At 44.0% G+C, this 18,204-nt stretch carries 14 protein-coding genes; 8 read left to right on the top strand and 6 right to left on the bottom strand.

Annotation, left to right across the window (positions count from 1 at the left end; genetic code table 11):
• Positions 1-304 precede the first annotated feature (304 nt).
• On the bottom strand, positions 305-2,635 hold the full coding sequence (locus QUA78_RS03730) for a polysaccharide biosynthesis tyrosine autokinase (protein ID WP_333299781.1): 2,331 nt from the start codon (positions 2,633-2,635) through the stop codon (positions 305-307).
• A 135-nt stretch (positions 2,636-2,770) separates the two neighbouring features.
• Complete coding sequence (locus QUA78_RS03725; RefSeq protein ID WP_333299782.1) at positions 2,771-4,243, bottom strand: polysaccharide biosynthesis/export family protein; 1,473 nt, start codon at positions 4,241-4,243, stop codon at positions 2,771-2,773.
• 205 nt (positions 4,244-4,448) lie between these two features.
• Here QUA78_RS03725 and QUA78_RS03720 point away from each other — a divergent pair, with 205 nt between their 5' ends.
• From QUA78_RS03720 to QUA78_RS03710, 3 genes are all read left to right on the top strand, one after another.
• Positions 4,449-5,867, top strand: a complete 1,419-nt coding sequence (locus tag QUA78_RS03720; RefSeq protein ID WP_333299783.1) for an O-antigen ligase family protein — start codon at positions 4,449-4,451, stop codon at positions 5,865-5,867.
• Between the two features lie 130 nt (positions 5,868-5,997).
• Positions 5,998-7,335 carry a flippase gene (locus QUA78_RS03715; protein ID WP_333299784.1) on the top strand — a complete coding sequence of 446 codons (1,338 nt, stop codon included), beginning with the start codon at positions 5,998-6,000 and terminating at the stop codon, positions 7,333-7,335.
• Positions 7,332-8,528, top strand: a complete 1,197-nt coding sequence (locus QUA78_RS03710) for a hypothetical protein (protein ID WP_333299785.1) — start codon at positions 7,332-7,334, stop codon at positions 8,526-8,528. Before QUA78_RS03715 ends, QUA78_RS03710 begins: the two co-directional genes overlap by 4 nt.
• 39 nt (positions 8,529-8,567) lie before the next feature.
• Here QUA78_RS03710 and QUA78_RS03705 read toward each other — a convergent pair whose 3' ends face one another.
• Together QUA78_RS03705 and QUA78_RS03700 are read right to left on the bottom strand one after the other, a co-directional pair.
• Entirely contained in the window at positions 8,568-9,269 is a 702-nt protein-coding gene (locus tag QUA78_RS03705; RefSeq protein ID WP_333299786.1) for a CatB-related O-acetyltransferase, read from the bottom strand.
• Positions 9,270-9,282: 13 nt separating this feature from the next.
• A complete protein-coding gene (locus QUA78_RS03700) occupies positions 9,283-10,227 on the bottom strand; it encodes a glycosyltransferase family 2 protein (RefSeq protein ID WP_333299787.1) in 945 nt (314 codons plus the stop codon).
• A 391-nt stretch (positions 10,228-10,618) separates the two neighbouring features.
• Here QUA78_RS03700 and QUA78_RS03695 point away from each other — a divergent pair, with 391 nt between their 5' ends.
• The 5 genes from QUA78_RS03695 to QUA78_RS03675 all read left to right on the top strand — a co-directional run bounded on the left by QUA78_RS03695 (position 10,619) and on the right by QUA78_RS03675 (position 16,094).
• Positions 10,619-11,527, top strand: a complete 909-nt coding sequence (locus QUA78_RS03695; protein ID WP_333299788.1) for a glycosyltransferase family 2 protein — start codon at positions 10,619-10,621, stop codon at positions 11,525-11,527.
• Between the two features lies 1 nt (position 11,528).
• A complete protein-coding gene (locus QUA78_RS03690) occupies positions 11,529-12,686 on the top strand; it encodes a glycosyltransferase (protein WP_333299789.1) in 1,158 nt (385 codons plus the stop codon).
• Positions 12,687-12,801: 115 nt separating this feature from the next.
• Entirely contained in the window at positions 12,802-14,031 is a 1,230-nt protein-coding gene (locus QUA78_RS03685) for a glycosyltransferase (RefSeq protein WP_333299790.1), read from the top strand.
• A gap of 59 nt (positions 14,032-14,090) precedes the next feature.
• Positions 14,091-15,173, top strand: coding sequence for an NAD-dependent epimerase/dehydratase family protein (locus tag QUA78_RS03680; protein WP_333299791.1), 1,083 nt, complete (start codon positions 14,091-14,093; stop codon positions 15,171-15,173).
• Positions 15,174-15,248: 75 nt separating this feature from the next.
• Positions 15,249-16,094, top strand: coding sequence for a WecB/TagA/CpsF family glycosyltransferase (locus QUA78_RS03675; protein WP_333299792.1), 846 nt, complete (start codon positions 15,249-15,251; stop codon positions 16,092-16,094).
• A gap of 630 nt (positions 16,095-16,724) precedes the next feature.
• Here QUA78_RS03675 and QUA78_RS03670 read toward each other — a convergent pair.
• Together QUA78_RS03670 and QUA78_RS03665 are read right to left on the bottom strand one after the other, a co-directional pair.
• Entirely contained in the window at positions 16,725-17,684 is a 960-nt protein-coding gene (locus QUA78_RS03670) for a DUF362 domain-containing protein (RefSeq protein WP_333299793.1), read from the bottom strand.
• Positions 17,685-17,809: 125 nt separating this feature from the next.
• Positions 17,810-18,136, bottom strand: coding sequence for a hypothetical protein (locus QUA78_RS03665; RefSeq protein WP_172190955.1), 327 nt, complete (start codon positions 18,134-18,136; stop codon positions 17,810-17,812).
• Positions 18,137-18,204 lie beyond the last annotated feature (68 nt).

Genomic DNA, 18,204 nt, shown 5'->3' with positions numbered 1-18,204 from the left:
AATCCCTACCAAGTTTCTGGGTTGAAACGTTTACATTAACGTTTACCTTCAAAGGTGTCTTTTCCTGATTGAGATTGCGCTCTGCTAGATGTAGTTTACCCACTTTTGCTGATTTCTCAATCATTGTCTGAGTAATTATCGCAAAATTAAAGATCCGCGCAATCTCGGTTGACACACGAGGCTCTGTCCGTTAGTCTATCATTTTCTTTCTCAAATGGTACTTTTATCAAAAAATGAGGGTGTAGCTTGGTTGTGGGTTTCCGGTTGAGGACGGTGGCGCTGGGCCGCCTGCATCAACATTAGTCTAATTAGGATTTTTCGTACCTAAAGCCGATAGTTTTTGGTCGTAGAGCGTCTCTAAAACGACCGGGCGCTGGCGGTAGCTGTGACCGGTGTTTTTGCAACCGTTAGCAACGATTCCCAAGACGGAAGCTCCAGAAATTTTTAATTCTTCTAAAACTTTGCGAACTTGCGATCGGTCTGTTTGCCCAATTTGGACGACCATAATCGTACCGTCTGTGTGAGCTGCGATCAAGTGGGTGTCTGCCAAGCCTGCTAGTGGCGGGGTGTCATAAATCACTAAGTCAAAAAATGCTTGAAATTGCTCCATCAAATAGTGCATTTTTTTGGAAGAAAGAAGCTTGATCGGATCGGGGGGAATTTGGCCGGCGGTGAGTACGAACAAATTGTCTTGGTTCGGCGCTCGCTGAATCGCGTCGTTGAGGCTGAGGTCTGTGGAGATGGCATCGCTAAGCCCGCGCCCGTTTGGCAGTCCTAACTTAGCGTGCAGTTGCGGGCAGCGCAAATCTGCATCTACTAACAATACTCGCCGTCCGACTGCTGCTGCGGTGGCGGCCAGGTGCAAAGCTACTGTAGATTTGCCGTCTCCGGCTACGGCAGAGCCGACTAACAGCGATCGAATCGGCCTGCCTGCACTGAGCAAGTGAATGTTCGTGTAGAGCGATCGAAATGCTTCTAAAAATTGATAGTCCAACTCGCTCAAAATACTTGGCCCGAGCATTGGAGGAGTACGTTGAGCTTCGCCCGGTTCGACAACTTTCACTTGGGACGATCGAGCCGATGTTAGTTTCCTCGGTCTCGCTGGCGGTCGGCGCTTGACTTTTTTGGTAAACGGAATCACCCCTAGTATCGGCAATCTTGTGGCCATTCTCAGTGATTCTGGAGTGTGGAAAACAGTATTTAGCATCTCTACGAGCAAGCCGACTGCTATGCCTAGCAGACCGCTTAAAATTACTGCCAGCGCTAACTGTTTTTTGGTTTGTTTGACGGTAGCTGTTATATACCTGCCGAATTTGTCGAGGGGAATTTCCGGAGGATTGATCAGCACCCAGGGTACTTGCTGCTGAGCCGCATCGATCCGCAAGGCTTCTCGTTTTGCCAAGAAGTCCGACAAACTTTTAGTAACTACTTGCAGTTCCCGCTGTAAATTGTCGTATTGTCGGGTTGTCACTGAAAAGTTTCTAATTTTTTGGTTCAGATCATTTTGCAAAGCAGTCATTTCGCGATCGCGCGCTTCAATTTCTTTGATTTGGGTCTCTAAAGTTCCCATCACCACTTCTTTTGCTTGTTTAGTGGCGGTTAACATCAGCTCTTCCCGACTTTTTCGCAGCGCTAAAACTGGCAAACTGTCTTCTCTGTACTGAGCTAATTTCATTGACAATTCGGTGTCTATTTTCTGAATTTGACCTAAGAGTCCGCCGTAAGCTTGTCCTTGGGTCATCAGCAGCCCCTGGGGATTATTTTCGTTGAGTAATTTTTCATAGCTTTGGTAGAGGTTGCGCATCCCTTTTAGCTGTAGTCGGATTTCTACTTGCTTGCCCCGAATGCTTTGAACTTGTTCAGACAGAGATTTTCCCTCTAGCTGGGGCTCAAACAAGTTGCTCTGCTGCCGCAGTCTTTGGACTTGCAGTTGCAGAACTTCCACTCTTTGTCGGAGCTTGGGCATCTCCATATCTATAAAATTAATGCCTTGATTAATGCCCGTCAGCCGTTGTTGCAAGCTGTACTCTAGATAAGCTTTAGAAATTTTATCCAATACGCCGTAAATTTTTTGAGGGTCTGAATCTGTGTAGCGAACTTGTAAAATTTTTGTGCCTTGTTGTTTGCCATCTTTTGTGTAGCTGATGCGGCTGATCGACATTTTTGAGAGCAGTTCACTATAGTTAATCTTGGGATACGCAACTCGCAATTCCTTAATCACTGGCTGCATCATTTTGGGACTGCGCAAAATCCTAATTTGGGTTTCGTAGTCTACTAAGCTAATTCCTTCTATATTAATTCTTGCTAAGTCAGCCGCTTGGGTGTTGTTTAATTGTTTGGATTGCAAACCTTCAGCCGTTGCTGGTTCTACTAACAGGGAAAAGGAGCCTTCATAGTCAACAGTTATGCTTTTAGATGTGGCGAGGATTGCTGTTCCTGCGAGGGCGCTCAAAGCAATGGTGGCTGCTGCCATGACCAGGAAGCGGCGGCGCAGCACGCCTAACAGCCAGGACAAGTCTAGCTTTTCTTCCTCTGTCTCCTCGACGAAGTTATCTCTGTAGTTCTGAGCCGAGGGATCCGGCAGTTTGCCGTTTGATTTAGGTGTGAAGGGTTGGTAATCTTGTCTGCTATCCATATTCAGCCTGCGTATTTTTGAGGTTGATATTTTTGAAGTTGATATTTTTGAAGCGGCTGCGTCGCTACTGGGGCATCTTATTGTTTAGTTTATTCTAGCCTTTGCCAAGAATTATCCACCTCACCAGCCGCATTCTTACCTGAATAAAAATCGGAGAACGTTTATAAAATTTAACACTCCCGTAGCTGGCCCGACAGGCCCGATTACAGCGTTCATGCGATCGACAAAATTGACGAGACCCCTGCGAGATACGATAATCATGTCGTTGTTGCGAAGTTGAGGATTGGTTTCTTCGTTAATTCCTTGAGTTAAATTGACTTCGATCGTCCGTTTAGTAGCTGTACCGTCGGTATTGAGGCGGACTAGCTCAACTTTATCCCTTCTAGCTCTGGTATTCTCGTAGCCAAAAAATCCTCTGGAAATTAAAGCTTGATTCAGCGTGGCATTAGCGGGGAGCCTCAAGGGATCGAGGGATGTTCTGAGTTCTCCTACTACATAAACGTTAATGCCGGTGGGAGCAAAGTTAGTGGTAGCGAGCACGCCAGCTTCTGCGGGGTTGACGATCGCAGCTTTGGGCACGATGATCGTGTCTCCCTCCTGGAGGATGGTATCTTGGGCTCCGTCGCCGGACTCTAGGAACTGCCACAGGTTGACTGGGATAATTTGTTCGCCTCTTCTGGTGACGCGCCGCACTTGGATTTGCCGGATGTCGGCATCGGAGGTGATGCCACCGGCTAGCTGAATGGCCCGGATGACGGTGGGGAAACCTTCGCGGCTGAGGTCGTTTGTGGTGTTGCCGCCGATGACGACGTAAGCCCCGGGGCGGGTGACTTGACCAACAATGGAGATCGATCGAGGTTTTTCTGGGGGTGGCGAAAAGTTGGCCGTCGCAAATTGACGAGCTTCTGCTTGGTTGAAGTTGGCGACTGTGGGAATCACGATTGTGTCTCTGTCTTGCAAAATAATGTCTTGAGAGATATCTCCTTCTTGCAAGAATTTCCACAGGTTGACGTTGAGCACTTGATCGGCGCCGTCTCGTTGGGGACGGCGGACGCGGATGTTGCGGATGTCAGCGACACCCGTGACGCCTTCTGCGAGTCTGATCGCTTGGGTGACGGTGGGGTACTGGACACTCGGTGAGGCTCCCGGGCCGGGAGTTAGGGTGATGGTGAAGTTTCCGGGCCTGGTGACTTCTCCGATGACGCCGACGTTGAGGGGGCGGGCGGCGACGAGGCTGACTGTGACTATGGGGTCTTTGAGGACGCGGCGGTAGGCGTTGCGGATGATGTTGGTGGCTTCTACTAAGGTGCGACCGCGGATCGAGACCAAGCCGATCAGGGGCAGGTTGACTGAACCGTCGGAAAGGACTTCGTAGCCGCGGCTGAGTTCGGGTACTTCGAGTATTTCTACTTGGATGCGATCGCCGCCTCCTAGTTTGTAGCTTTCGGGCGATCGCCTAACGGGTGCAACGGTCTGGGCTTGGTCTGCGCCTAGCGGGATGGGCAGTTGTGCCGGGGTGCTTCTGGGGTCAGCGATGACTGTGGAAGCAAACAAGACCAGACCCACAACCGATGGGGCGATCTGTCTTGGAAAATGGGTGTTAACCATAAGCCACCTAATTTTATTCACTATGATTTATATAAGTTTAGCCTTTTTAGTGCTGGGCAAAAAGCTCATTATTTTAAGCTATAGCCGAATAAATAATGCTGTTTTTTTGCTTTATGGCTAATTTCTGTGTTAGCGTATTTCCGGGTTGACGGCTATATTTTATATCTAGATAACTTGAGCTTGTTTTTAATAAAGGAAAGCAATTATGACTCAACCAGTGTCTATACCGAATATGCTGAAAGATCTGATTTTCAGTAATTATTCATTAACCTTGATGGTAATTGCTATACTCGCGCTCGCGACTTTGCTATTATTTCAATTGGCCAGCATTAAAAAAATAGGTTTGGTTTTTGAAAAAAGCTTTGCTAGTCTTTATATTTTTATCTCTCCGTTTCTGACACAAACTCCTTTTAACTACTTGCATTTTGTTAATTTGCAATACCCAGAAGGCGGTATTCTAAAATTGCTACCTTATTTTTTTTACCCCTGGATAGTATTAATTTTATTTTCTAGAATTAAAGCTTTTGGTAGCAACTTTATAGATTTGTTTGCCAAAGTATTGATCGTGAATCCTTTTTTTTTACTTTATACATTACTGCCATCACTGTCTACATTATGGTCTCTAGTTCCTGAAGAAACGCTAAGAGCAGGCTTAGCTTTTTCAGGATTTACTGCTTTCGGATTTTACTTAGCCGCGCAATATAAATGGGACGATCTATCTCGTTTTTGGCGGTGGGGATACACGGCACTGGCTTTGGCTAGTTTTATACTCAAACCACCGGGAGCAGGCGATTTTGTCGGCCTGACCCAATCTAAAAATTCCCTCGGGGGAGTCCTAGCTTTATGTACGGCATTTTGGTATTTGCATTATTCTCAAGGAGCTAAAACTAACAAAGAACGCTGGATTTCTTTGGCAATGATGTTTTTTTCTTTTTACCTGGTGAGAGCTAACAAGTCGGGAGGGGCTCTAGTTATTACTATCATATTAATAATTGCAGTGTCCTCGCTGAATTTTCTGAAAAAGTTAAGTTTTCAGTGGGCATTTACTGCCATTATATGTTTCCTGGTGGTCAGCATAATTATGACAGTTTTTGTACTAGACAACCTAGAGGATATTATTGTAGGTGGGTTAGGCAAAGACTTGACTCTAACTGGGCGAACCGAATTCTGGCCGCAGTTAATTGATGCGGTCAACCAGCGCCCCTGGTTTGGCTACGGATACGATGGATTTTTTCAACAAGATAAGTTAGGTTCCGCTACTCCTGCTTATTTTATTTATACTACTAATGGATTTCAACCGAAAAATCCTCACAATGGCGCGATCGGGATCTTGTTAGCCTTCGGTTGGCCCGGATTAATCTTAATGATGATTTCTCTGCTGCTTAATTTGGCTTATGCCGTTCGGTATTTGAGTCGTAGCACCGTGGAAGAAGCGGGAATGCCTATTTGTTTCCTGGTGTCTATTATTATGAGCAACATCACAGAAGCTTATATCGTGACAACCGGAAATGCTTGGCTGAGTTATGTAATGTTGACAGTTCGACTTGCCATAGACAATGCTAGTAACACTTCCAACAGTAGCAGCAACTCTCCAAGGCGTTCTGTAGCTCGCAATGTCCACTGAAGTAAGGTTCCTTGGGAATATCGCTGATGTGCCAAGCTGTGCTATAATATTATCTAACGAGTCTAATTTTGCTGCATAGCCAAGCGTTCCACAACCGCCTTTATATTTTCTAAACACTTAAAAACTTCTGATGTTAGACAAGCTAGCTGCGGTAAGTCAAAAACTTGGGCCTGGTCTGCGCCAGGTAATAAGCAACATAGCTTGGCTGTTCACTGACCAAATCTTACAGATGGGTCTGGGTTTAGTCGTAGGCCTGTGGGTGGCTCGCTATCTAGGCCCGGAGCAATATGGCTTGCTCAACTACGCCCTAGCCTTTGTATCTCTATTTAGTGCGGTAGCCTCAATGGGGTTGGGCAGAATCGTCATTCGCGATATCGCTCGCAACCCTGAATGCAAAAATGAGACCCTCGGAACTTCCTTCGGACTGCAATTTATTGGCGGTCTGATTACTCTGGTGTTAACTGTCACCATGATTTCCCTACTTAAGCCCAATGACAGTTTGACTCGCTGGCTAGTGGGCATCATCGCGGCCGGAACTATTTTTAATGCTTTTGAGGCGATAAATTTTTGGTTTCAGTCCCAAGTCCAATCAAAGTATACAGTATTGGCGAAAAATTCGGTATGTTTTTTCGTCGCTGCTCTCAGAATTGGGTTGGTGGCAATTAAAGCCCCCCTGCTTGCTTTCGCCTGCATTCGATTGGCAGAGGTGGCAATGGTAGGCATGGCTTATGTATATTTTTATCAGCTTACTGGCAATAAGATTAAGGATTGGCAATTCAATTGGCGACGATCCAAGGAACTGCTAGTGGAGAGTTGGCCGATAATTGTGTCAGGATTGGCAGTGTATGTCTACTCGAAAACCGATCAGATTATGCTCGGAGCTATGAATAAAAATGCTGAACTGGGATATTATGCTGCCGCTGTTAAAATTGCGGAAATCTGCGATTTCTTACCGATGATCATATCAAGCTCTATTTTTCCGAAGTTAGCAAATTTGAGAAAAAACAATTATCAAGAATATCTAAATAAATTTCAAGTTTATTCAGATATTATGATATTTTTATGGTTGGGAGTGGCAATCCCCATCTCATTATTGTCTCCGTTGATCGTGCATCGGCTTTACGGGGAAGAGTATGCGAAGTCAGCAGCGGTACTAGCAATCTATGTTTGGACGCAATTTGGCAGTAACTTTGGAGTAGCCCGGAACACATACTTTACCATAGAGGGTCAGTTGCGCTACGGTCTTTACTTAACTGTGGTCGGTTCTATTTTAAATGTAGGGTTGAACTTGTTCCTGATTCCTAAGTATGGAGCTTTTGGAGCAACTGCTGCTACTCTGATAACTTATTTTTACGTGATTATATTAGTCAATTTCTTGATTAAGGAATTGCGACCTTTTGGAAAATTTATCTGGCGCTCTCTCAACTTATACGAAGCAGCTCGTAGAATCAGAGGATTGATACAGTGATTGAAATTAAACCAAGCATTCAACAGCGCTCGAATTGCCCCTATTGCGGCACAGAACTTAAGCCCAAAAGTGTTCTGTGGCAAGGTATCCACATTGTTCTGGACTCTAAGTGCGAGGGATGCGGCAGCGAAATAATCGACGATTTGAGAGTAGGTCATGGAGTAAAAAACTACATCCAAGTTAATTTAATAAAAGGAGAAGTTTTTGCAGCAGATACTTACAAAAAGGAATGGTTAGGCAAACCCTTACTCAATTCACTCCAAAATCCTCAACCCGATAAACTTGAGATTGTAAAAGAAATTTTTAAACCCTGCAATCGGGTAATTATCTTAAACTGTATCGATCATCTTTATGGTCACTCCTTGCTCAAGTTGCTAAATGCACAAAGGCACTTAGAATGCAACTCGGACTACGGGTTAGTTGTGATAGTTCCTAAGTTCTTAAGGTGGATGGTTCCCGATGAAGTTGCAGAAATCTGGACAGTACCTATTTCTTTAAAAAATGGCCAGAATTACTATCCCAGTTTCGCCGAGTTTGTGGAAGAAGAAACTAAACGCTTTGATGAAATTTATGTCAGCGAAGCTCATTCTCATCCCAGTCTGTTCGACATCACGCGGTTTACTAGAGTTCCCAAACATAACTTTGAGCAAGAAGAAATAAAAATTACTTTTATTTGGCGGGAAGATCGTTTATTAGTTAACCGTTTGCTGTTCCGAGTGCTTAGAAAAATAGATCGACGAGCAATGTCACTGCCATTGCAAAATTTAAAAATTCAGCAGTTATTTGAGAAGATCAGGTTGCAAGTACCAGAAGCAAAATTTGCAGTGGCTGGTCTGGGGACAAAAACTAAGTTTCCAGAATGGATTGAAGATTACAGGGTGGATAGTTTTAATGAAAAAATTGAAAAGGAGATTTGCCACCTTTATTCAGAGAGCCGCTTAATAATTGGTCTTCACGGCTCCAATATGTTGCTACCCTCTGCTCATGCTGGTATGACAATTGATTTGATAGATGAGCGGTGGGGAAACTTTGCCCAAGATATTTTATACCAAGAAAGCGACCCTAGAATTGCTAGTTTTCGCTATAGATTTTTGCCGTATCAGACGAGCAATGATACACTGGCATTCATAGCGGCTGTGATGGTTCTGAAGTGGTCTAAGTTTAAATCCCAGATGACTGCTGATGTTATATAACGTCCGGCTAATTAGACATAATACCGAATCCGCTAGCATTCAACTATTTTCCGTGTTATAAATATGGATGAACTTGTCAATGTTGTGAAAGTCTTTGACATTTTTTCTCAACCATTGTTCATCCTTGTCCCACCACTTAAACTTCAGCAGAAAATCAATCTTTTGTTCATCAAACCTATAGCGAATAAGTTTGGCGGGAATTCCTCCACATATAGCATAAGGTGGCACATCTTTTGTGACAACGGCTCCGGCTGCGATGATGGCTCCATCACCAATAGTTACACCATCTACAACAATAACATTTGAGCCAATCCAAACATCATTGCCGATATGGACAGTTTTTTCCTCTTCTTCAAAATATTTTTGGTCTACAAAGGTTGTTCCTACTAGCATCTTGGGCGAATAAAATATCGGATGGCTTGAAACAAAATTTCCCACAGGATGTACGCCTAAGCGAATGATGCAGTTTGGCCCAATCGAACAAAAATTGCCGACAACACCATTGAAAATTCGCGTATTATCGCGCACATAAGTGTAAGAACCAATGACAGAATCTTCTATGGCTACGCGACTAGACACACTAACATTGTGACTGATAGTTGAATTGGTAACCAAAGCCATATAGTCTTGATAAAAATTATTATATTTAAACTTGTTTTTCCACCAATTGACTAAAAATCGCAGATATTCAGTGATCGGATTTTTGAGTATAGAACTGAGAAATGTTGAGAGTTTAGACATGGTTACTAATTACTTATTCAAGGTTAAATATTGTGCTGCCACATAACTTATTTATTTTTTTCTTAATACGCCTGATTAATGCGGGATGATAATCATAAAATGTATCTTGAGTGAATTGATCCGCTACAAAATTTCGGATCGCGTGGTTTGGATGCCTTAAAGGAAAGGTCATTGCTTCCGTTGGCATATTACTGTATATACTATCTTCTTGTGAAGTATGGGTGGCTTGACTGCCAAATCCAATATTAGAAATTAAATTTTTTTCGGGAATAATAGCAAGTCCATTTTGAACCCAACAAGTAAAAAGCCATCTAAAAAACCAATTGTTGACAGTTCCATCATAGGAAACTTGAAAAGCACTATCCCAAACTTTTACAGATTGAGGATTAGCTAATAAATTTTCGAGAAAACCTGCTTCCCGAAGTTGAGGCCATAACTTCATGTCAACATCATAGTATTGCCATGCTCTGCGCCAAGTCGCCCATCCCCAACAGTTACTAAAACGCGAAAAATAATAACTGTCTTCTGTTCTTTTTCTCCCAAATTGGAAATTTACACCACTAATTGACATAATCCGTTTGTCATCTCGGTAATGCTCTAATAACTGTTCACAAAAAGGGAAGAAGTTCGGGTGTGGCAAACAGTCATCTTCGAGAATAATTGCTTCCTCTACGGTATTAAATACCCAGTCGAAACCGCTAGAAATGCGATTCTTGCAACCAAAATTAATCTCTGAATAATTTTTCAGAACTTCACAGTCCCAATCTACCCGATCGATAATTGCACGTACCGCGGCGCACTTTTCAGCTTCCCCAGGTTTGTTGGCACGAGGGCCGTCAGCAATTACTAACAGCTTAGGGGGTTTAACTTGTCGAATCGCCTCGAAGACTTTTTCAGTAGTATCAACTCGATTGAAAATAACGAAAACAATGGGACTTTTTATCTGGGAATGTGGCATTTAAACTGTTCAACTCCAACGATTATAAATATTTTTGCTTAGTAGAACTCATCAATATTATAAATGTGCTAGGAAGCTTGCAGGCTTGACCTGTTAACTTAAGTTCTAAATTCCAATTTATCACCAAAAAGTTCGCGGGTCAACTATAATACAGCAATAGTTTACTCAGACCGACTTCTAGGACTGACGCTCTTAAACTCTCAAACCTTGATACCCCGACCCCCTTGGCTAAGTGGGGCACTCTTAAAGCCCTCTTGTGGAAGGGGGGACGCGACTGCGTAAGCCCTAATTTCGTTCTTGTAGCGGCGGTTGCAACCGCCGAGCGAGTGGCTAAATAAAACACTGTTACTTTTAGCCTTACCTATCGTTAAAAACCGCAAAACAGGGAAGAATGAACCGTACTAATATCGCCGTCCTTTTAACTTGCTTCAACCGCAAACAGAAAACATTAGCTTGCTTAGAGGCCCTTTTTAACCAGGCACTTCCAGCCAATGTAGATATTTCCGCCTATATAGTCGATGATGCCAGTACCGACGGTACCAGCGAAGCAGTTCACCAAGCCTACCCTCAAGTCAAGATTTTTCATGGGGATGGCAACTTATTCTGGAACGGCGGAATGCGCTTTGCTTTCACCGAAGCCATGAAAGACGATCCCGACTACTACCTTTGGCTGAACGACGATACAATTATGGATCCAGAAGCCCTTAAAACCTTATTAACAACCAGCAACCAACTCGCTCAAAAAGGAGAAACAAAAGCCATAGTCTCCGGTTCTACCTGCGATCCCCAAACGGGTAAAACTACTTACGGTGGTGTGGTGCGAGACCACCCCATTCTTCCCTTCCGATACCGCCTCGTAGAACCAACTCAAGAAGCTCTACTTTGTAGCACAATACATGGCAACTGCGTTCTACTTCCTCGCAATGTCGTCCAACTTGTGGGCAACCTAAATCCTGCTTTTGTCCATTATATTGGCGATTGGGATTATGGTTTACGAGCGAGACAGAAAGGATGTACAGTTTGGATCGCTCCCGGTCATTTAGGAACTTGTTCCCTGAACCCACAGGTGACAAAAACCGCCGCAAAAAATTTGAGCGAAGGGTTAGATAAAATGAGCACGCCGAAAGGTTTATCCTTTAAAGATGCGACCCTGCAACCGCCTGAAGAATGGAAAGTATTTACTCAGCGGCATGGTGGCTTGTTGTGGCCAATTTATTGGCTGCTACCTTATCGAAGGTTAGTTTGGCTTTCAGTGTTGAGTAAACTGGGATTGACTAAAAACAAAACTCAAGGTGAATAGGATGGTTGATAGAAATGAACTCCGCATTGCTTGGCTGGTTCCAGAAGTGGGACTGGGAGCTTACTGGCAGCCTGTTTTGAGAGAATTTACGAAGGTTTTTAAGAATACTGTATTTTATACGGGTGGGGTTTGGCCGGGGTTCGATCCAAAAATGCCTGGTTCGTCGGTAATTCAGTTAGTAGGAAAGACGAGTTTTGTGGAGACGACAAAGATAGATACAGGCTACGATCGTGGATTTATCGTAGTATCACCTAGTATTATCGGCTATCTGCTCGAATTTCGTCCTCAAGTCGTATTTCCCCAAGCTTTCTCTTTGTGGACCGTGATTGTAGCGCTTTTAAAACCGTTTATGCGGTGGAAGATTGCGATTATTTATGATGGTAGTTCCCCGAATACAGATTTTCGAGATTCCAGTTTTAGGACATTTGTTCGCCGCATCCTCGTGCGGTTTGCCGATGCTTTTGTTTCCAATAGCAATGCGGGTAAAAAATATCTGATGGAAGTTCTAAACGTACCAGAGGAGAAAATTTTTACCAGAACCTATCTCGTACCTGATGCAGGAGCTTTGCTGAAACGGTTGGAGCAAACTCAGCCGCCGAGTTTGCATTTAAAACGCCCGATTTTTCTGTATGTAGGGCGCATTACGGCGAGAAAGGGAATTAAAACGCTTTTAGAAGCTTGTGCTATTCTTAAAAGTCAAGGGTATGTTGATTATTCGCTGTTGATTGTTGGGAAGGGAGATCAGCGGGAAGAACTGGAAGCTTTTATTAAAGAGCGACATTTTGAAGAGCAGGTGATCTGGACTGGATGGGTGGAATATGGAAATTTGGGTTCTTATTTTCAGCAAGCTGATATTTTTGTGTTTCCTACTTTTGAGGATGTCTGGGGTATGGTTGTACCCGAAGCGATGGTGTTTGGAAAACCAGTATTGTGTTCTAATGGTGCAGCTTCCTGTGAGTTAATTGTGTCAGGCGAGAACGGTTATATTTTCGATCCTAGCGGTGCTAAAGAGTTAGCGGATAAAATGCAAATTTTTCTAGATAATCCTGATTTGATTAAATCCATGGGAGAGCGTTCACGACAGATAATTTCTCAAAAAACTCCGGAAACAGCCGCGAAAGCTTACGTCGAAGTTACATCTTTCTTGATGGAGAAGTAGGTGAAGGAAGGTGGGCAATGGATTTTGTAAGGAATTTTGTAAGGAATTTAACGGATGGAGGGAATAGGGGATAGGGAATCGGGAAAAATTAGCCATTACCAATTAGCAATTAGCAATGAAAGTTTTATTATCTGCGTTTGCTTGCGAACCGAATCTCGGCTCCGAAGAGGGAGTAGGATGGAATACCGTTATCCAATCTGCTAAACATCACGAAAGTTGGGTATTTACTCGCACGTTTTGTCGATCGTACATTGAAGCAGAACTAGAGCGGAACCCAGTGCCAAACCTGCACTTTGTTTATTTCGATCCGTTTGGGTGGAGCGAAGATTGGAAGGGGAAACAAGGATTGCTGCAACTTCACTACTATTTGTGGCAAATCTGGGCTTATTTTATCGCTCGTAAGCTCGATCGCGAAATCGGTTTTGACATAGTACATCACGTAACTTATGTCAAACATTGGTCTCCAAGTTTCCTGGCGCTGTTGCCGCATCCTTTTATTTGGGGGCCTGTGGGGGGTGCAGAAGCAGCACCAAAGCCTTTTTGGCAAGATTTTAGCCGCCGGGGCAAAATTTACGAAACGCTGCGAGCATTGGCTCAAAGCGTAGGAGAACGCGATCCGTTTGTGGGGCTGACGGCGCGCCGCAGTGCCGTGGCGCTGGCAACTACGGAAGAAACCGCCGCCAGACTGCGATTTCTCAAAGCAAAAAACGTGAAGATTTTCTCCCAAGTCGGTTTATCGCAGCAGGAAATTCAAGAACTAGAACAATTTCCTATCCCGCCGGAGCAACCAATTAGATTCATCAGTGTCGGTCGTCTCTTACACTGGAAAGGGGTGCACTTGGGACTCCGTGCATTTGCGGAGGCAAAGCTGGAACAATCGGAATACTGGATTGTGGGAGACGGCCCGGAAAGGCAGCGTTTGGAAGCTTTGGCAACAGAATTGGGACTGGCAAATAAAGTATTTTTTTGGGGAACTTTATCTCGCACTGAAACTCTTTCTAAAATGGGGGAGTCTCACGTTCTCCTCCATCCGAGTTTGCATGACTCTGGCGGTTTTGTCTGCACGGAAATGATGGGGGTTGGCCGTCCGACGATTTGTTTGGATTTGGGCGGCCCAGCTACTCAAGTGACGGCCCAAACGGGCATTAAAGTGGCTGCTACTGAACCCGATCGCGCTGTGCAAGGTCTAGCAGAAGCTATAGTGTGTTTAGCGCAGGATAGTGAATTGCGATCGCGCTTGGGTCGAGCGGGTCAAATGCGCGTCAGGGAAATCTATGATTGGAATATCAAAGGTAAATTCTTTGCCCAATTGTGCGAAGATGTATTCGACGGAAAATCAGGATAACTTCTGATTTGTTCGATCGGGCAAAACAAAGAAAACTATATTTTTCCAGGCGGTGAAACGTGGGCGTTGCAATCATTACTGGCTCGGCGGGTTTAATTGGCTCTGAGGCGTGTCAGTTCTTTGCCAAACAAGGCTTAGATATAGTTGGGATCGACAATAATATGCGCCAGTTCTTTTTTGGTGCTGATGGTTCTACAAACTGGAACCGCCAACTGCTCGAAAAGTCCTTGGGTACCAAGTATTATCACTTAGATGTGGACATTCGCGACTATGAAGCGATTACCAATATCTTTCAGCGGTACGGCGAGTCAATCGAATTAGTAATTCACACAGCAGCCCAGCCCAGCCATGATTGGGCTTCCCGTGCTCCGAAAATAGATTTTACCGTCAATGCCAACGGCACTCTCAATCTTCTAGAAGTAACTCGCTTGTACTGTCCTAAAGCGGTTTTCATTTTCACTTCTACTAATAAAGTATACGGCGATACACCCAACAAATTGCCTTTAATTGAATTAGAACACAGATGGGAAATTGAATCGGGTCACACTTACGAAAGCGGCATTCGGGAAGATATGTCAATCGACCAGTGCCTGCACAGTTTGTTTGGTGCTTCTAAGGTAGCTGCTGATATTTTAGTTCAAGAATACGGTCGATATTTTAATATGAACACCGCTTGTTTTCGTGGCGGCTGCCTGACGGGACCCAATCACTCTGGAGCTCAATTGCACGGCTTCCTCGCATACTTGATGAAGTGCGCCGTGACGGGAACTCCTTACACCGTGTTTGGCTACAAAGGCAAGCAAGTCCGCGATAACATTCATAGCGCTGATTTAATTTCGGCATTTTATGAATTTTATAAGGCTCCTAGAAGCGCCCAAGTTTATAATACTGGAGGAGGCAGATACAGCAATTGTTCGATGTTAGAAGCCATCCAGATGTGCGAGGCAATTGCGGAACGCAAATTTAATTGGACTTATGCTGAAGGGAATCGCATTGGCGATCACATTTGGTGGATTAGCGACAATTCAAAATTTTCCAGTCACTATCCTAACTGGAAAATGAAATATAACGTTAAACAAATCCTACAGGAGATTTATGAATGTAACCGCGAGCGTTGGCTGAAAGAAGGGTCGGATAATTGAGCTGGGAAAAAAGAATGTGCTGGCAATTTTGGGAAATGATGGAATACAAAGTTAAACAAACCCTACAGGAGATTTATGAGTGTAACCGCGAGCGTTGGCTTAAAGAGGTCTTCCATGATTGATAAAGGGAAAAAGAATGTACTCGGCATATTAGTTAATGCCGTTAACTATGAAGCGGCTGTTAGCAAAATTATTGCAGCAGCCAGCGCCGGAAAACCAATGTCAGTTTCGGCTCTAGCGGTTCACGGTGTAATGACTGGGGTTCTTGACAGCACTCATCGCTATCGGATCAATCACATTGACTTAGTATTGCCAGACGGACAGCCGGTCAGGTGGGCGTTAAATTTGCTCTATCGTACGGAATTGCCCGATCGAGTTTGCGGGCCGAATGCGATGTTACAAATCTGCGAACGTGCGGCAGAAGAAGGATTATCTATCTATTTGTACGGCTCTCAAGCTTCTGTACTGGAGGCTTTATCTTACAATCTTTGCCAACGTTTTCCCAAGTTAATTATCGCTGGAACTCAGCCTTCTAAATTTAGGCACGTTTCTGCCCAAGAAAAACAAGAAATTGCGCAGCAAATCCGCAACAGCGGTGCAGCAATTACTTTTGTCGGTTTGGGATGTCCGCGACAAGAAGTCTGGGCTTACGAATACCGGGACGACTTATCAATGCCGTTGATTGCTGTAGGTGCTGCTTACGATTTTCATGCGGGTAATTTGGCTAAAGCTCCTGAGTTTTTATCTAAGATAGGTTTGGAATGGCTGTTTCGGATGATTAAGGAACCCAAGCGCCTTTGGCAGCGCTATGTTTTTTTGAATCCGCTTTATATATGGCTGTTTTTGCTGCAAGCTTTGAAAATCAAACAGTTCGACCCCACAGATGCCACGCCGCCTGTGGAAGAAGTATTGTATGGTTGAAATTTTCAGAGCTGTGGTGAATGGTCAGTTGTCACAAATAAAAAGCCCAAAGCCCAAAGTAGGAATAATAATTAATTATTTTAACTTTCGACTTTAAGCTGGTGATGATTGGAATCTCGAATTAATAGGGTGTTTTCTATGACTTATGTGTTGCTTGTTTTGTAACTACTGTCTAGGTAACAGAAAAAGCGTCAGCCGTCCTTGTTGTATGATTTTGATGGTTTGCTATCGACAGCCAGTGTAGTCGCACCCTAAAGTTATGGTGGCGAGGTTTCTTATTTTGTCAGAGTTGATTTCTGGCCGAGAAGATTGGCTTTTGTATTGATTTATTCCAGGATTGACTGGGATTTCGCCATTGGGTTCAATGCTTCTATTTTGGGAAATTGGCGTGCTAGGATTAGCGGGATTTACCGCTAAGAGCATTAAGACTAAAGAAGGGGAACAGCTCAGCAAAGCCACTAGGTTTTTGTTTGCGATAACTTTCCAGTAGACGTGCAAGATTTTAGTTTAACAGATCGATCGATGGATTGGACGCGATCGCATAAAATTTCACTTTTTATTTGAGATTGCTTATTGGTATTGAAAGTCCGCCTGCGCGGACTTTCAAGTTTCGGGATAAGTCGAGTTTAATTATTTGCCAGCGTAAGCAGCCATCCGTTCTTTGATAAACCGGATATAAAAATGCCTGAAAGTAGACTTAATTACCCGCGGCATACCAAAGTCAATCGGCATCATACTTTCGGGCAACTTCCAATCCAAAACCTTGAGAATTTCCGGCTGCAAAAGCGGAAAATCAATCGCCTCTAAATTCGAGCAAAGTCCCAATCTCATCGCTGCAGCTACAGTCGGAACCGCCACCGGGTCAACATTAATAATTTCAACTAAAGTTCTGTCCAAGGCAAACACATCATCAGAGGCTCCCAAAATTCCCAAAAACTTAGGTTCGCCGCCGCTTGGCCCGTTACCTTCGTGACCAATAATTGCATCCAAAATCGTCAAATTTGGGTTAATTGCCCGGGCAGTTTCTACCAGCATTTCACCGAATCTGGCGCTATCTTTCCCAGCTTCCATGTGCCACCAAGCCTTCATTTTGCCGGGGACGCAGCCAAACAAATTTTTTACCCCCATTGTCACGGTTAATTGAACGTGAGATTTGAGTTTGGGCAAATTTATCACTACATCCGCTTCCATTGCTTCTTTGCAAATTCGCAGATGATTGAAATCTTCGCTGACAGTTTCGTAGCGTTTTCCTTGAAACTCAACTACTGGCAAATTCAGTTCTTCCAACAGCGGCAAATAACCGTTGGCTTTGGCTACACCCATTGCGCTGCCAAAAGCTGGACTATCGCCTAAAAATGGTTTTCCTCCCGCTTCAATTACCATTTTAGCCACGCAGTAAACCAATTCTGGGCGGGTGACGCATTCTTTTGTAGGACGAGAACCTGTCAGGAGATTGGGTTTGAGTAAAACCCGATCGCCCGATTTGACAAAAGCCGAGATTCCGCCCCAGGGTGCGAGCAAACTTTCTAAAGATGTTTGCAAAATTTGGCGATCGTATGAATTGGCGCGAATTAAACTAACAACAGACATAATTATGAATTAATTTGTAATTGGTTATCGATGGGGAATAATCTCAATGTAACGCACGCACGGATCGCCCTGCTTAGGGCGATTCGCGCGCACCTTACCAAGAATAATCTCAATACAAATGAGTCCTAAGTATCCATCGCCAATCTACCAGCAGCAGCCCGCTGCATGGTACTAACTCGCAGCGAGTTAGAGAATACTCCTTGACCTTGCAGTTCAGGGATAGCAGGTTTAACTTCAACTTTCACCAACCGGGCAGTACAGATAAAAACCGTTTGATCGGCTAAATGGAAAGTCAACCAAGGTTGATTTAACAAATGCAGTACTTCGTCTTGGAATTCTTGTGCAGGCATCGGGATAGTAAAGGTTTCCGTGTGACCTTCCACATAATGAAATGTCACTTGAGTTGTGTTCTCTTTATCTTGAGTTAATTTGCCAAAAGAACCTGCGCGCATAAATCTTGCTCCCAAACTTTAGACTATAAAAAAATTCAGAATTAAATGTAAAAGATTGAATTCTGAAT

It is taken from the genome of Microcoleus sp. K4-B3 (assembly GCF_036704615.1).
Lineage (GTDB): Bacteria > Cyanobacteriota > Cyanobacteriia > Cyanobacteriales > Microcoleaceae > Microcoleus.
Note: the sequence above shows the minus strand (reverse complement) of the source record. Positions and strands in the feature narration are given on the sequence as shown.

Excerpts from the sequence above, each read along its gene's own strand:
- QUA78_RS03705 (WP_333299786.1), bottom strand. The coding sequence starts at position 9,269 with ATGTCTAAACTCTCAACATTTCTCAGTTCTATACTCAAAAATCCGATC.
- QUA78_RS03685 (WP_333299790.1), top strand. The coding sequence starts at position 12,802 with ATGAAAGTTTTATTATCTGCGTTTGCTTGCGAACCGAATCTCGGCTCC.
- QUA78_RS03725 (WP_333299782.1), bottom strand. The coding sequence starts at position 4,243 with ATGGTTAACACCCATTTTCCAAGACAGATCGCCCCATCGGTTGTGGGT.
- QUA78_RS03730 (WP_333299781.1), bottom strand. The coding sequence starts at position 2,635 with ATGGATAGCAGACAAGATTACCAACCCTTCACACCTAAATCAAACGGC.
- QUA78_RS03720 (WP_333299783.1), top strand. The coding sequence starts at position 4,449 with ATGACTCAACCAGTGTCTATACCGAATATGCTGAAAGATCTGATTTTC.
- QUA78_RS03665 (WP_172190955.1), bottom strand. The coding sequence starts at position 18,136 with ATGCGCGCAGGTTCTTTTGGCAAATTAACTCAAGATAAAGAGAACACA.
- QUA78_RS03700 (WP_333299787.1), bottom strand. The coding sequence starts at position 10,227 with ATGCCACATTCCCAGATAAAAAGTCCCATTGTTTTCGTTATTTTCAAT.
- QUA78_RS03675 (WP_333299792.1), top strand. The coding sequence starts at position 15,249 with ATGAGTGTAACCGCGAGCGTTGGCTTAAAGAGGTCTTCCATGATTGAT.
- QUA78_RS03715 (WP_333299784.1), top strand. The coding sequence starts at position 5,998 with ATGTTAGACAAGCTAGCTGCGGTAAGTCAAAAACTTGGGCCTGGTCTG.
- QUA78_RS03695 (WP_333299788.1), top strand. The coding sequence starts at position 10,619 with ATGAACCGTACTAATATCGCCGTCCTTTTAACTTGCTTCAACCGCAAA.
- QUA78_RS03670 (WP_333299793.1), bottom strand. The coding sequence starts at position 17,684 with ATGTCTGTTGTTAGTTTAATTCGCGCCAATTCATACGATCGCCAAATT.
- QUA78_RS03690 (WP_333299789.1), top strand. The coding sequence starts at position 11,529 with ATGGTTGATAGAAATGAACTCCGCATTGCTTGGCTGGTTCCAGAAGTG.